Origin of the sequence: Nitrobacter sp. TKz-YC02 (assembly GCF_049852135.1) — a bacterium.
GTDB lineage: Bacteria > Pseudomonadota > Alphaproteobacteria > Rhizobiales > Xanthobacteraceae > Nitrobacter > Nitrobacter vulgaris.
Genome location: NZ_CP180728.1, coordinates 249,428 through 262,374 on the forward strand (window position 1 = coordinate 249,428; position 12,947 = coordinate 262,374).

The following is a 12,947-nucleotide window of genomic DNA, read 5'->3' on the forward strand; positions in this document are numbered from 1 at the left end:
GGTTCAGACTCCGGCGGTCGTCTGGAACTGTGCGCCGGCCGGCGCTGCATCGTTCAACTGCGCGCGGAATGCCGGCATGGACGCCAGCGTTCCGAACAGGCTGTAACGTTCCAGGCTCGCCACGGTTACGGGCAGCACCTGTCCGATGATGGCGTCGGATGCATCTACATGGGCGGGCTGCAGGTAGGGGGTGCGGCCGGCGATCTGTCCCGGCTTGCGTCCGGCACGGTCGAACAGCACATCAACCGTCCTGCCCAGCGCAGTCCGGTTGAAGGCGGATTGCTGACTGTCGATCAGGTTCTGAAGCCGCACCAGTCGCTCGTCCATGTCGGCCGTTGACACCGTCTCCTGCATTTCCGCCGCCGGCGTTCCGGGCCGCGGCGAGTACTTGAACGAATAGGCGGCAGCGTATCCGATTTGGTCGACGAGCGCGAGGGTCGCGGCGAAATCTTCCTCGGTTTCGCCCGGGAAGCCGACGATGAAGTCCGACGAGAACGCGATGTCCGGCCGGACATGACGAAACCGGTCGATCACCCGGCGATAGTCATCAGCGGTATGTCTGCGGTTCATGGCGGCGAGAATGCGGTCGGACCCGGACTGCACCGGCAGATGCACCAACGGCATCAGGGCGTCGAGATCGCGGTGGGCATCGATGAGAGAGTCCTCGACGTCGCGCGGATGGCTGGTCGAGTAGCGCAGCCGGACGATGCCCGGAATCTCGGCGAGACGATGCAGCAGCTTGCCGAAAGGCCAGGGTTGTCCGTCGGGACCGTCGCCATGATAGGCGTTGACGTTCTGTCCGATGAGGGTGATCTCCCGCACGCCGTTGCCTGCCAGGCGCTCCACGTCCTCGATGATCTTCGCCACCGGACGTGACGCTTCGGCGCCGCGCGTATAAGGCACGACGCAGAAGGTGCAAAACTTGTCGCAGCCTTCCTGCACCGTCACGAACGCCGAGATACCGCGAGAACGAATTGCCTGCCGTGACGGCTGCGGCAGAAAGCCGAATTTGTCCGCGATCGGAAATTCGGTCTCCAGCGCGCGGCCGTCGGTCTTTGCGCGCAAGAGCAATTGCGGCAAATGATGATAGCTCTGCGGACCCACCACCACATCGACCACCGGCGCGCGCCGAATGATCTCCTCGCCCTCGGCCTGGGCGACGCAACCGGCGACGACAACGCTCATGCCGCGGCCATCACGCGCCGCCTGATCTTTGGCGGCGCGCAGCCTGCCGAGTTCGGAATAGACCTTCTCGGATGCCTTCTCGCGGATGTGGCAGGTGTTGAGAATGACGAGGTCGGCATCCTCAACGCTGGCTGTCTCGACATATCCTTCCGGCGCCAGCGTGTCCGCCATGCGCTGGGCGTCGTAGACGTTCATCTGGCAACCGTAAGACTTGATGTGCAGCTTGCGCGGCGGCGTCATGGAACCTGGCTCGGTGGACCTGGCGCGCTTATTGGCACCCTGTTCACTTATAGGCGAGGGCGGCGAAAATCCAGCGCCCGTCCCTTGTCCGATACCGGCGAAGTCGCGCCGGATTCCCTTGTCGTTGCGTTAGCATGGCGGCACGAACCCCGCACGAAATGACTTCGCACTTGAGGAGCTTATACGGCGTAGCATCGTTTCGACAGCCACTCAGGACTTATCGTCGTCCATCGGAACGCAATAGAGCTCGAGACGATGATCGACCAGCTTGTAGCCGAGTTTGCGCGCGACTTCAGCTTGCAGCTCCTCGATTTCATCCGACGTGAATTCGATAACCTTGCCGTCGCGCAGATTAATCAGATGATCGTGGTGACTGTCGCGCATCGTCTCATAGCGCGCGCGTCCTTCGCGAAAATCGTGCCGCTCGATGATGCCGGCGTCCTCAAACAGCTTCACCGTGCGATAGACTGTCGAGATCGAGATCTTGTCATCCACCGCGACGCAGCGTCGATAGAGCTCCTCGACGTCCGGATGATCGGAGGCCTCCGCCAGCACGCGCGCGATAACCCGGCGCTGTTCGGTCATACGCATTCCCGTGGCCGCGCAACGCTCCTCAATTTTGGTAGGCTTCTGCACGGACGTTGATTTAAGAGCCGTCATCAAAGTGTCCGGTTCCGATGGCGCATGATCCGCTCACAGAAATGTAGATAATGCGCGCGAACGATAGAAGGGAGTGCAACCGGACAAAAAACCGATGCACCGTTGCCGATGGTTTTCCTAGTTCCTTTTGCCACCGCCTGGATATTACGACAAGTTACGGCGCAACACCAATGCGTTCAGTTCCTGACCACCCGCTTCGCGATAGTAACGTTCGCGGCGTCCGGCAATGGTAAAGCCCGCGCGTTCATAGAGACGTCGCGCCGGCTGATTATTTTCCTCGACTTCGAGAAATACGGTCCGCACGCCGCGTCCGGCGAGGTGTCCAAGGTGCGTGAACAGCAGACCGGACGAAAATCCCTGGCCGCGATAACCGGCGTCGATTGCGATCGACAGGATTTCAGCCTCGTCCGCAGCGATGCGTGACACGGCAAACCCGATCACATTCGATCGCAGCCGCAGACGCTGAATCAGCGTGTTGCGCTCGGCGAGCATGGCCTCGAATTCGCTTTCGCCCCAACCGCGGTGAAACGATGCGCCGTGAATCGCCGCAAGGCGCGCCGTGTCGTTTGGGCTCGCGGGCTCGACAACTGGAGCGGCGCGCTCTTTGCCTGGGAACCAATTCATCATGATGCGGTCAGCGTCTGTGTTTTAAGCAAGAAATTGCCGGCCGGCTTAGCGTCGGGCGCGCGCAGGTAATACGGGCGGGGCGGCGCAGCGTTCGGACTGACTGCTGCGCCGAGCCATGCCACCCAGGCGATATCAGGTGCGGGCTGCGGATCCACCGCGACCGGGGGCGCTAGGTGCGTCGGCCAGCGGTCGGCGAGAAGTTTTGCGGCATTTCCGACCAGATGCGGCGCGCCGAAGCGCGACGCAGAGAGCGCCTCCTCGATCGGCGCGACACGCGGTTGGACCAGCGTGGCACCGTCACCACTTATCGTTTGAAAATAAACCTGATCATGTCGGGCATCGATCGCGGAGATCACCGGCGGCTTGCGGTTTTCGCCGATAACAGGTGCGGCAAAGGCTGCCAGGGTGGTCACGCCCACCACGGGTTTGTCGGCGGCAAGCGCGATGCCGCGCGCGGCCGACAGCCCTACCCGCAGGCCGGTGAAGCTGCCGGGACCGGTGGTCGCGACGATGCGGTCCAGCGCCGTAACGGCGATCCCGGCGGATTCGATGACCCTGGCGATCAGCGGCATCAGAGTTTCCGCGTGGCCGCGCCTCATCGGTAGCGTTTCCTGAGCGATCAGGCGGCCGGCGTCGGTGTCCAGGACGCCAGCGGCGCAGGCATCGAGTGCGGTGTCGATCGCAAGGACGAGCATGGGGCCAGATTAGCACCCCTGCCCAGGATTTACCTGCGGTTTGGACGAAGGAACCCGAGTTTTAGACACCAGATTGCCGCGATCTGGCTGTTTACCGTGGTCTCGGGGTCCGGCTCAGATTTAATCCGCATTTAACTAAAAGTCGCCTTAATGGCGCTCAGCGAGTCTGCGAACAGCTTCGCTGGAACTTGGGGTTACCGAATCAGCCATGCGCAGTCTTGATCCGGACATGCCGGCGGCGTGCAGACTATCGAGCACTGCCTGCGGGGATCGGAAGTAGAGTGTCTCTGGACGTGGGGCGAATGACATACGTTACGGGCAGACGTTACTATGATGTGGCGGCCTATTCCGCCGACTCGCCCCGCAAGGCGGTCCCGCAAAATATTCTGGGCGCCGCCGCGCTCGCCTGCATCGGGCTGGCCTGCGCCTGGACCCTTTATACCCATGTGTCCGGCGGACCCACGGAGTTGGTTACCGCATCGTTACCGCCGCTTGCACCCAGGCTTTCGGTGGAACCGGTTCGTCGCATCGCGGCGGCCTACGAGGCATTGGGGGAAATACCCGCGCCGCGTGTAGTGAGGGCGACCACCGGAACGCCCGTGGCCAAGGCCCGTGTTCAAGATCCTGAAGCGCGGGCCCGCACGGCATGGCTCTATGGTCCGCGCTTCCTCGGGCCGCCGCCCGGCTCATTTGAGCCGGCTCAGGATGCCCCGCAGACCGTAGCCTCAATTCCGGTCGAGACCGTACCTGAGACCCTGCCGCTCCCGCCGGCACCCCAAGTCGCCGCGATTGTTCCGATGCCGGCCCCGCGTCCGTCCGAACTGCGTCAGCTGCAGGCTGCCAGCTCTTCCCGCGAGGTCGCGGAAGTCCCCGCCGCTGCCGAGCCGGAGCCGAAGAAACCGTCGATCTTCGAGAGACTGTTCGGCAAGCCCGCGGCCGGCCTGCAACTGGCGTTCGCTGCACCGGACGGCGGGGTGACCAGCGACGGTGAGAGCCTGACGCTCGGCCGCATCCCGCAATACAACCAATTCACCGCCGTCTATGATATTTCCGCGCGTAAGGTCTACCTCCCGGACGGCAATACACTTGAGGCGCATTCCGGGCTTGGCAACATGATGGACGATCCGCGTTCTGCCGACAGGAGAATGCGCGGCGTGACGCCGCCACACACCTACGATCTGTCGTTGCGTGAACGCCCTTTCCACGGCGTGGAGGCGATCAGGCTGAGACCGGTCGGCGGCGAGGACAAGATCTACGGGCGCACCGGGCTGCTGGCACACACCTACATGCTCGGGCCGAGCGGCGCCTCCAACGGCTGCGTGTCGTTCAAGAACTACCACGCGTTTCTGAACGCCTATAAGAGCGGCAAAATCAAGCGGCTGGTTGTCGTTGCCAAACTCTGAACTTGTGCCGCCTCGCGTGAAGAACGCATCCAATAAAAATCAGAGAGCCCGCTTCTAATTCATCAGAAAGCGGAAAGGCCAAAGCCGTCTGCGAAAAGAGGCTCTCTTCTATACCGGCCGCACTTCGACGACCTCGGGCACGAAATGTTTCAGAAGGTTCTGGATGCCATTCCGCAGGGTCACGGTCGATGACGGGCATCCCGAGCACGAACCCTTCATGTTCACGTAGACGATACCATCCTTGAAGCCGCGGAAGGTGATGTCGCCGCCGTCATCGGCGACTCCCGGCCGCACCCGCGTCTCGATCAGATCCTTGATCAAGGTCACAGTCTCGGCGTCTGCTTCTTCGAAAAATTCAACGTCGTTGTCTGTGTTCGTCTCGCTCCCCTCGCCGTCCGTCAATAGCGGCGCGCCCGACATGTAGTGTTCCATGATGACGCCGAGGATGGCCGGCTTGAGATGCTGCCAGTCGCTGTTGTCCTTCGTCACCGTGATAAAATCCGAGCCATAAAAAACGCCGGTGACGCCGTGTATGGCAAACAGCTTCACGGCGAGCATTGAGCGGCCGGCCGTGCTGGGGTCGGTGAATTCCATGGTCCCTTTGCCGAGCACGGTGCGGCCCGGGAGGAACTTCAAGGTGGCGGGATTGGGGGTGACTTCGGTCTGAATGAACATCGATCTCTCCGTCGCCGCCGGTTCAAGGCCGGCGCGTGGGTTCTCTAGCAGATAGCGATCACGAAGGCACGGTCAAGGGCGCCAGCGGGGCAGCCGTTCCGCGGCCGAATGGACGGAAATAGCCTGGAGCCTGATCCGACTTCGTGGAAATCACCCTTCTTTGATTAAGCATGATTTTGTCCGAAAACCGGTTCCCACTTTTCGGGATCATGCTCTAGGACAGCGCGTCGATCGCGTCGTCAGTCAGGGTGCCGGGCACGATCGTCACTGGAATCGGAAAGTTCCCAGCGGTCTTGGCCAGCGTCGTGATGATCGGGCCGGGACCTTCGGGACCGCCGGCGGCGGCGAGCACCAGCATCGAAATATCCACGTCCTTCTCGATGACATCCAGAATTTGTTCAAGCGGATCGCCTTCGCGAATGATTCGTTCGGGCGTAATCGCGGCGATCCCGTTGGCTCGGCCGGAGGCGCGCTCGAGCGCCGCATCCGCACCTTCGTAGGCCTCGGCCCGCATCACTTCGGCGACACCGAGCCATTCCTGATTGCGGTCTTCCAGCTCCACCACACGCAACATCACGATGCCTCCGCCGACGCGGATGGCGCGGCGGCTGGCGTAATAAACGGCGCGATCCCATTCAGCGCTGTCATCGACCACGACCAGATATTTTGGCTTGTGACCGCTCTCGTAGCTTCGACGTTGTGCGCTCATCCATGTCCCGATGCTGAATCAGCAACCCGTCGCTATGCTGCCACGGCACCGGCTGCCTCGACAAGCAGGTTCCGGACCGCGATATGCTATAGCGGTTTCAAGCGAAGTGGATGTCGGTTCGCAAACGGAAAGGCTCTAGCGCCTGCGGATGAAACCGACGATGTCCTTCACGGCGTCCACGGTCTCCGATGCGATCACGCTGGCGCGCTCGGCGCCCTCGATCAGAATCTGGTCGACATGGGCCGGATCGTCGGTGAGCCGTTTCATCTCGCGAGCGATCGGCGATAGCTTTGCGACCGCGAGATCGACGAGGTTGGATTTGAAGCCCGAGAACTGCGCGCCGCCGAACTCTGCGAGCAGCGCGGATTTGGGCTTCCCTGAGAGCGCCGCATAGATGCCGACCAGGTTGTCGGCCTCGGGGCGGTTTTCCAGCCCCTTTTCCTCCGATGGCAGCGGTTCGGGATCGGTCTTCGCCTTGCGGATCTTTTGCGCGATGGCATCGGCGTCGTCAGTCAGATTGATGCGCGAATAATCGGACGGATCCGACTTCGACATTTTCTTGGTGCCGTCGCGCAGGCTCATCACGCGCGTCGCAGGTCCCGTGATCACGGGCTCCGGCAGCGGAAAAAATGTGTCGCCATGATCGTTGGCGGCGATCGATTCCGAAAAGTCGTTGTTGAATTTCTGCGCGATGTCGCGGCTGAGTTCGAGGTGCTGTTTCTGATCCTCGCCGACCGGAACGTGCGTCGCGCGATAGACCAGGATATCCGACGCCATCAGCACGGGGTAATCGTAAAGCCCGACCGACGCGTTCTCGCGATCCTTGCCGGCCTTTTCCTTGAATTGGGTCATGCGGTTGAGCCAGCCGAGCCGCGCCACGCAGTTGAGCACCCACGTCAACTCGGCGTGCCCGGCCACCTGACTTTGGTTGAAGATGATGTGCTGCTTCGGATCGATTCCGCTCGCGATAAAGGCTGCCGTCACTTCGCGGGTGGCGCGGCGGAGCTCATTGGGCCCGCCCCAGACGGCGACGGGCACGGTGATGGCATGAAGATCGACCACGCAATAGAGACACTCGTGGTCAGCCTGCAATTTTACGAAATTAACGATGGCGCCGAGATAATTGCCGAGATGCAGATTGCCGGTCGGTTGAACGCCTGAAAAAACCCGTGTCGTCATCGTTTGGTTCCTGCTTGCCCGCGCGCGATTCGGAAAACATGCGGCGAAACGCGGGGCTCATGCCTTCGGTCCGGCGCGCCGTCCATTGCCACGCGGAATCTAAGCGCGCAAGTCGCCCGATCGCGATCGCATCAGCGCGGCTTGTATGTCGTTCCGATCGATGACCCTGAACGTCAATAGCAGCAGGCCGTAGATCGCGACGCCTGCGGCGATCAGGACGACGAGCGTGGCGGCCTGGAGCAACCCGTGCACGCTGGACATTGGGTATAGTAGCAGAACGGCGAACCACAAAACGCCGCCCATCACGAGCGCCGCCAGCCCAATGCGCGGCAGACGTCGGCGCGCTTCGGCATCGATGGAAAATCCAAAGGTACCAGCAATGCTGCGGACGAGGCTCATCGCATTGCTCCATGCACCTAGCGCGACGGCGACAGCGATTCCCGCGACCCCGAACAGCCGTCCGAATGCGAACGCGAGCACTATCGCGACCGCCACGCCTTTCAGTGTGGCCATAAGCGGCGTCATTGTATTGCCGCGTGCGAAGAACGCCGGAGACAGCGCCTTGATCAGGACATAGGCGGGAAGGCCGAAGCCAAGACAGCCCAGCGCGAGCGCCGTTGCGCTCGTGTCGGCCGCAGTAAACGCGCCGTGTTCGAACAGCACCCGCACGATCGGCTCGCTGAGGACAATCAAGCCGACCGCCGCGGGCAAGGCGAGAGCTCCCGCCAGCTCGATTCCGCGTGACTCGGCATTGACCATCGCCGCTTTGTCGCCCTTGTTGAGCGCTTGGGTCATTTCGGGCACCAGCACGGTGCCGATGGCGACGCCAATCATTCCCAGCGGCAACTCGATCAGGCGGTTTGCGAAGTAAAGCCACGACACGGCCGACGGCGATGTCGACGCGACGATCGCACCGGCTATGATCAGCAATTGCGGCCCTGAATTCGCGATCATGCCGGGGACGGCCTTACGGGCAAAATCCCGCATCCCGGAGTCGAACGATATTCGTAAGGGACTTGCGAGATCGTCGTGGCGGGTCAGGAGCGCAAGCACCGCGAGTTGCAGCAATCCCGCCGCGCCCACGGTTGTCGCCATCACCACTGCGGCAAAATGTGAGTCCTGATGCAACGACAGCAGTAGCACGGCGACGAGGATCAGGGCGACATTGAACAGCAGCGGCGAGAACGCGGTGATCGCGAAGCGATGCCGGGCGTTCAGCAGGCTCATGATGACGGTCGCGGGACCTGCGAAAGCGAGATAGGGCAGCATCAGCCGTGCGTCGGTGACGACGAGTTGCAAGCTCTCGCTGCCGACAAAACCTGGCGCGAGCACCCACATGAGAAGCGGCATCGCCACGCCAGCGACCACGGCTAGCGCAATCAGCATCGCGCTCACGGTTGCGAGCACGTTGCCGGCGAAGGCCGATGCGGCGGCAAGGCCGCTGCCGTCGCGCAGGCGCATCCACGCCGGCACCAGCGCCGCATTCAGGGCACCTTCTCCGAGCATCCGGCGGATCACGTTGATGAGCTGAAACGCCATCAGAAAAGCGTCGGCGACCGGGCCCGCGCCGAGCAGCGCCGCGGTCAGCGCATCGCGCGCGAAACCAAGCAGCCGCGAGGCCAGGGTGCCTGAGGAGACTGTGAGGACCGAGCGGATCATGGCGAGGTTGGCCGTACCGTGCTTGATGGCATGGAGGTGCCGTGATACGCGGCACCTTCACAGGTCAGGAGTCTGACCGGATTCCTCGCTTTCCCGCAATTGCCGCGACAGGATATTCTTAATGACTGCAGCGAAATACGACGTGCTTGCGATCGGCAATGCGATTTTCGATGTTCTGGTGCGGACCGATGAGGGCTTTCTCGCCGCCCACGGCATGACCAAGGGCGGCATGGCGTTGATCGACGAGGCGCGCGCGGCCTCGATCTATGCCGACATGGGACCCGCGACCGAGATGTCGGGCGGCTCGGCCGCAAATACCATCGTCGGTCTTGCGGGGTTCGGGGCTCGCACCGCCTATGTCGGCAAGGTGAAGGACGATCAGATCGGCCGTCTCTATACCCATGATATTCGCGCCGCCAAGGTGGCCTTCGATACGCCGCCAGCATCCGACGGCTCCGCCACCGGCTGTTCCTACATACTGGTGACGCCGGACGGCGAGCGCACCATGAATACCTATCTTGGCGCGGCTCAGGATCTGTCGCCGGCGGACATCGATCCGGACACCGTCGCCGCCGCGTCGATCCTCTATCTCGAGGGCTATCTGTGGGACCCCAAAGCCGCCAAGGAGGCGTTTCTCAAGGCGTCGCAGATCGCGCATGACGCCAAGCGACGAGTCGCGCTGACCTTATCGGATGCGTTTTGCGTCGATCGCTACCGGGACGAATTTCTGCAACTGATGCGAAGCGGTGCCGTCGATCTGATCTTCGCCAACGAGACCGAACTGCATTCGCTCTACCAGACCTCCGACTTCGATACGGCGCTGGCGCAACTGCGCGCGGACATTGCGCTCGGCGTTGTCACCCGCAGCGAGAAGGGCTGCGTCGTCGTGACGAAGGATGAAACAACGGCGGTCCCGGCGTGCCCGATCGACACGCTGGTCGACACCACGGGAGCGGGCGATCTGTTCGCAGCGGGTTTCCTGTTTGGGCTGGTGCGCGGCGCGAGCCACGAAGATGCGGGGCGGCTCGGCGCGCTCGCCGCGGCAGAGGTCATTCAGCACATCGGCGCACGGCCGCAGGTGTCGCTCAAGGAACTGGCACAAGCGAACGGCTTGCCGGTGTAAGCTATAGCGTTTTCGAGCGAAGTGGTGACCTGTTCGCGTAACGAAAACGCGTCAAAATAAAGGTCAGTCTTTCGGCAGCGGGATGAACTCGTGCTCGTTCGGCACGGGTGCGAAGCGGCCGGTTTTCCAGTCGTCTTTCGCCTGTTCGATGCGCTCCTTGCTCGAGGAGACGAAATTCCACCAGATGTGACGCGGTCCTTCGAGCGCGTCGCCGCCGAGGAACATCATACGCGCCGGCTTTGTCGCGCGTACCGTGATGCGGTCGCCGGGACGGAAAACCAGCAGCTGCGGCGCTTCGTATCGGTCGCCCGCGATCTCGATCTCGCCGTCAACGATATAGATCGCGCGCTCTTCGTGGTCCGCGTCGAGCGGCACGCTCATGCCGGCCTCGAGAGCGACCTCGACGTAGAACCACGGTGACACCATCTCGACCGGCGAGGTTGCGCCAAACGAACGGCCGGCGATCATGCGGGCGCGGACTCCCTTGTCCTGCACCGTTGGCAGGCTGGCAGCGCCGTAGTGCTGGAAGGACGGCGCGATCTCCTCCTTGTTGTGCGGTAGCGCGATCCAGCTTTGCAGGCCGAGCATCATCTGCCCGCTGGCACGCTGCGCGTCGGGCGTGCGTTCGGAATGTGCGATGCCGCGTCCCGCGGTCATCAGGTTCATGGCGCCCGGCTGGATTTCCTGGATGTTACCTTCGCTGTCGCGGTGCATGATGCTGCCGTCGAACAGATAGGTGACTGTGGCCAGTCCGATATGGGGATGCGGCCGCACATCCATGCCCTTGCCGGAGACGAACTGCACCGGACCGAAATGATCGAAGAAGATGAACGGGCCGACCATCTGCCGCCTGCCATGAGGCAGCGCCCGGCGCACGGCGAATCCGTCGCCGAGATCTCGGGTGCGCGGCACGATGACAAGTTCGAGCGCATCGCAGGATTTGGGATCGCCGAGGGTGGGATCGTTGGAAGGAAGCCAGCTCATGATGTCTCCATCAGGCAATAACGATTGAACCCTAAAGGTCGATTCGGCTGCGTTGAAATCAAACTCTTTTGATTCTTTAGACCGGGCATGATCTTGTCCGAAAACCGGTTTCTACTTCTCGGGATCATGCTCTGAATTATCGTGAGCGGTCGGTCGATTGACAACCGCGCGGGAGCGAATGGACTTCAATTCCGGCTTCACGAAGCCGTCGTTCACTGGATCAAACTTTGTTCTTGCCCGTTGGGTGAGCGTGATCTTGTCCGAAGATCGGTCAATTTTGGGATGCGCTGGACGGTCCTGCCATGGAACGAGATGCGCCCGCGACCTATCAGCCGCTCGACACGCTTAAGCGCATCGCCGACGACGTCTGGATCATCGATGGTCCGACGATCCCCTTCGGCCCGCCTCTGCTGAAAATGCCGTTCCCGACCCGGATGACGATCGTCCGCATTGGGGGCGATTTGCTTTTCCATTCGCCGACGCGGCTGACGCCCGAACTCAGGCGGATTGTCGAAGGCCTCGGCCGGCCGCGCTGGGTCATCGGACCCAACCGGATCCACTACTGGTGGATTCCGGACTGGCACATCGCCTTTACTGATGCCGAGGTCTATCTCGCGCCGCGCATCCGCGAGCAGGCAGGCAGCCGTATCGATTTCGATTGCCAAGCGCTTGATCGGGATCGGGGTTACCCCTGGGACAGCAACGTGGCGACGCTTCCGGTCGAGGGCAGCTACATGACGGAAGTCGTTTTCTTTCATCGCCGGAGCCGGACGCTGGTGGTGACCGATCTGATCGAGAATTTCGAGCCTCACAAGCTGAATTCAGTTTTCATGCGCTGGCTGACGCGGCTCGGCTGCGCGCAGGACCCGAACGGATCGATGCCGCGCGACATGCGCGCAACCTATCGCGACAAGGCGCGGTTGAGATTTGCCGTGGAAACCATGATCGGCTGGAATCCGGAGCGGATTATTCTGGCCCATGGCCGATGGTACGATCGCAATGGCACGGACGAATTGCGCCGCGCCTTCCGGTGGCTATTGCGATAACGGCGGGCTCGCGAGGCCGCCCCCGTGGCGTCAGTCGAACAGGCCGAACGGATTCCACGCGGCGTTGCGGGCATAGCGCGGGCGCTCGGCCTCTTGCGCGATCCTTGCCGGGCGGGCATGGGCAACATGCTTACGCGTCGCTGGCTTTGCGGCGATCTTGGACCGTTCCGCGGTCGCTTCCTTCGGCATTTCCGCCCGCGCTTCGTAGACGTGGTCCGCCGGCAGATAACGGAGGTGGCGCTCCCACTGCAGACGATCGGGGGTTGGCGCTAGCGTGGCGACGTTCGGATAGACGACAGGGTGGGGATGTTGCTTCGCCCGCTCGAAACGTTTCTCGGACCGGCGCCAATTCTCTATCGTATTGAGAACCGTCTGTCCTTCGGACGATGCCTGGCTCGCAGATCCGGATTCTGTCGATGACGCTTCCGCGTTAATGACCGCTGCGGGGGTATCAGAAATCTCCACGCGATCACTGGGCCACAGCAAGCCAGCGACAAAAAGCAGGCCTGCAAGGCAGCAACCCATTACCACAAAATAACGGAAGATCGGCATCATACCCACCAACGCACACTCAGAACCAAAAACGCGACCCGTACGATTAGGTTCCTGATGATGGGTTCGGGTTCAAGCGAATATCGGAAATATGGTTCACACGCGCGTGTTCGTCGCCGGGAACAACGACTTACGACCGCGAGCCGCCAGTTGTCGGATGGCCGACGGCAATCCTTGTGATGCAGATGAGCGTCGCCGTTTGCTCATGTT

At 62.0% G+C, this 12,947-nt stretch carries 13 protein-coding genes; 3 read left to right on the forward strand and 10 right to left on the reverse strand.

Annotated elements, in window-relative coordinates; translation table 11 throughout:
* Nucleotides 1-3: 3 nt before the first annotated feature.
* From miaB to tsaB, 4 genes are all read right to left on the reverse strand, one after another.
* Complete coding sequence (gene miaB / locus ACM561_RS01165) at nucleotides 4-1,425, reverse strand: tRNA (N6-isopentenyl adenosine(37)-C2)-methylthiotransferase MiaB (RefSeq protein ID WP_425907416.1); 1,422 nt, start codon at nucleotides 1,423-1,425, stop codon at nucleotides 4-6.
* Nucleotides 1,426-1,635: 210 nt separating this feature from the next.
* Entirely contained in the window at nucleotides 1,636-2,085 is a 450-nt protein-coding gene (locus ACM561_RS01170) for a Fur family transcriptional regulator (protein ID WP_425907418.1), read from the reverse strand.
* Nucleotides 2,086-2,229: 144 nt separating this feature from the next.
* A complete protein-coding gene (gene rimI, locus ACM561_RS01175) occupies nucleotides 2,230-2,712 on the reverse strand; it encodes a ribosomal protein S18-alanine N-acetyltransferase (protein ID WP_425907420.1) in 483 nt (160 codons plus the stop codon).
* Nucleotides 2,709-3,407, reverse strand: coding sequence for a tRNA (adenosine(37)-N6)-threonylcarbamoyltransferase complex dimerization subunit type 1 TsaB (gene tsaB, locus ACM561_RS01180; protein ID WP_425907422.1), 699 nt, complete (start codon nucleotides 3,405-3,407; stop codon nucleotides 2,709-2,711). Before tsaB ends, rimI begins: the two co-directional genes overlap by 4 nt.
* Before the next feature lie 302 nt (nucleotides 3,408-3,709).
* Between tsaB and ACM561_RS01185 the strand changes: the two genes are divergently transcribed.
* The gene (locus tag ACM561_RS01185) at nucleotides 3,710-4,810 is read left to right on the forward strand and encodes a tlde1 domain-containing protein (protein WP_425907423.1); all 1,101 of its coding nucleotides are present in this window, start codon (nucleotides 3,710-3,712) and stop codon (nucleotides 4,808-4,810) included.
* Between the two features lie 108 nt (nucleotides 4,811-4,918).
* On the opposite strand, the gene ACM561_RS01190 is transcribed toward ACM561_RS01185, so the two are convergent.
* The 4 genes from ACM561_RS01190 to murJ all read right to left on the reverse strand — a co-directional run bounded on the left by ACM561_RS01190 (nucleotide 4,919) and on the right by murJ (nucleotide 9,032).
* Nucleotides 4,919-5,485, reverse strand: a complete 567-nt coding sequence (locus ACM561_RS01190) for a NifU family protein (protein WP_425907424.1) — start codon at nucleotides 5,483-5,485, stop codon at nucleotides 4,919-4,921.
* Between the two features lie 214 nt (nucleotides 5,486-5,699).
* Nucleotides 5,700-6,194, reverse strand: coding sequence for a universal stress protein (locus tag ACM561_RS01195; protein ID WP_425907426.1), 495 nt, complete (start codon nucleotides 6,192-6,194; stop codon nucleotides 5,700-5,702).
* Between the two features lie 135 nt (nucleotides 6,195-6,329).
* Nucleotides 6,330-7,373 (reverse strand): tryptophan--tRNA ligase, encoded by a 1,044-nt coding sequence (gene trpS / locus ACM561_RS01200; RefSeq protein ID WP_425907428.1) that lies wholly within the window; start codon nucleotides 7,371-7,373, stop codon nucleotides 6,330-6,332.
* A gap of 99 nt (nucleotides 7,374-7,472) precedes the next feature.
* A complete protein-coding gene (murJ, locus tag ACM561_RS01205; RefSeq protein WP_425907430.1) occupies nucleotides 7,473-9,032 on the reverse strand; it encodes a murein biosynthesis integral membrane protein MurJ in 1,560 nt (519 codons plus the stop codon).
* Nucleotides 9,033-9,153: 121 nt separating this feature from the next.
* Between murJ and ACM561_RS01210 the strand changes: the two genes are divergently transcribed.
* Complete coding sequence (locus tag ACM561_RS01210) at nucleotides 9,154-10,155, forward strand: adenosine kinase (protein ID WP_425907431.1); 1,002 nt, start codon at nucleotides 9,154-9,156, stop codon at nucleotides 10,153-10,155.
* Nucleotides 10,156-10,218: 63 nt separating this feature from the next.
* On the opposite strand, the gene ACM561_RS01215 is transcribed toward ACM561_RS01210, so the two are convergent.
* Nucleotides 10,219-11,139, reverse strand: a complete 921-nt coding sequence (locus tag ACM561_RS01215) for a pirin family protein (protein WP_425907433.1) — start codon at nucleotides 11,137-11,139, stop codon at nucleotides 10,219-10,221.
* Between the two features lie 302 nt (nucleotides 11,140-11,441).
* Between ACM561_RS01215 and ACM561_RS01220 the strand changes: the two genes are divergently transcribed.
* Complete coding sequence (locus tag ACM561_RS01220; protein WP_425907435.1) at nucleotides 11,442-12,185, forward strand: DUF4336 domain-containing protein; 744 nt, start codon at nucleotides 11,442-11,444, stop codon at nucleotides 12,183-12,185.
* A gap of 30 nt (nucleotides 12,186-12,215) precedes the next feature.
* On the opposite strand, the gene ACM561_RS01225 is transcribed toward ACM561_RS01220, so the two are convergent.
* Nucleotides 12,216-12,740: a hypothetical protein gene (locus ACM561_RS01225; RefSeq protein WP_425909863.1), complete on the reverse strand. Its 525-nt coding sequence runs from the start codon at nucleotides 12,738-12,740 to the stop codon at nucleotides 12,216-12,218.
* Nucleotides 12,741-12,947: the final 207 nt, after the last annotated feature.

Bases quoted from the DNA above. Each gene is read 5' to 3' on its own strand.
- ACM561_RS01195 (WP_425907426.1), bottom strand. From the start codon at position 6,194: ATGAGCGCACAACGTCGAAGCTACGAGAGCGGTCACAAGCCAAAATAT.
- ACM561_RS01190 (WP_425907424.1), bottom strand. From the start codon at position 5,485: ATGTTCATTCAGACCGAAGTCACCCCCAATCCCGCCACCTTGAAGTTC.
- trpS (WP_425907428.1), bottom strand. From the start codon at position 7,373: ATGACGACACGGGTTTTTTCAGGCGTTCAACCGACCGGCAATCTGCAT.
- ACM561_RS01225 (WP_425909863.1), bottom strand. From the start codon at position 12,740: ATGATGCCGATCTTCCGTTATTTTGTGGTAATGGGTTGCTGCCTTGCA.
- miaB (WP_425907416.1), bottom strand. From the start codon at position 1,425: ATGACGCCGCCGCGCAAGCTGCACATCAAGTCTTACGGTTGCCAGATG.
- rimI (WP_425907420.1), bottom strand. From the start codon at position 2,712: ATGATGAATTGGTTCCCAGGCAAAGAGCGCGCCGCTCCAGTTGTCGAG.
- ACM561_RS01170 (WP_425907418.1), bottom strand. From the start codon at position 2,085: ATGACGGCTCTTAAATCAACGTCCGTGCAGAAGCCTACCAAAATTGAG.
- murJ (WP_425907430.1), bottom strand. From the start codon at position 9,032: ATGATCCGCTCGGTCCTCACAGTCTCCTCAGGCACCCTGGCCTCGCGG.
- ACM561_RS01220 (WP_425907435.1), top strand. From the start codon at position 11,442: ATGGAACGAGATGCGCCCGCGACCTATCAGCCGCTCGACACGCTTAAG.
- ACM561_RS01185 (WP_425907423.1), top strand. From the start codon at position 3,710: ATGACATACGTTACGGGCAGACGTTACTATGATGTGGCGGCCTATTCC.
- tsaB (WP_425907422.1), bottom strand. From the start codon at position 3,407: ATGCTCGTCCTTGCGATCGACACCGCACTCGATGCCTGCGCCGCTGGC.
- ACM561_RS01210 (WP_425907431.1), top strand. From the start codon at position 9,154: ATGACTGCAGCGAAATACGACGTGCTTGCGATCGGCAATGCGATTTTC.
- ACM561_RS01215 (WP_425907433.1), bottom strand. From the start codon at position 11,139: ATGAGCTGGCTTCCTTCCAACGATCCCACCCTCGGCGATCCCAAATCC.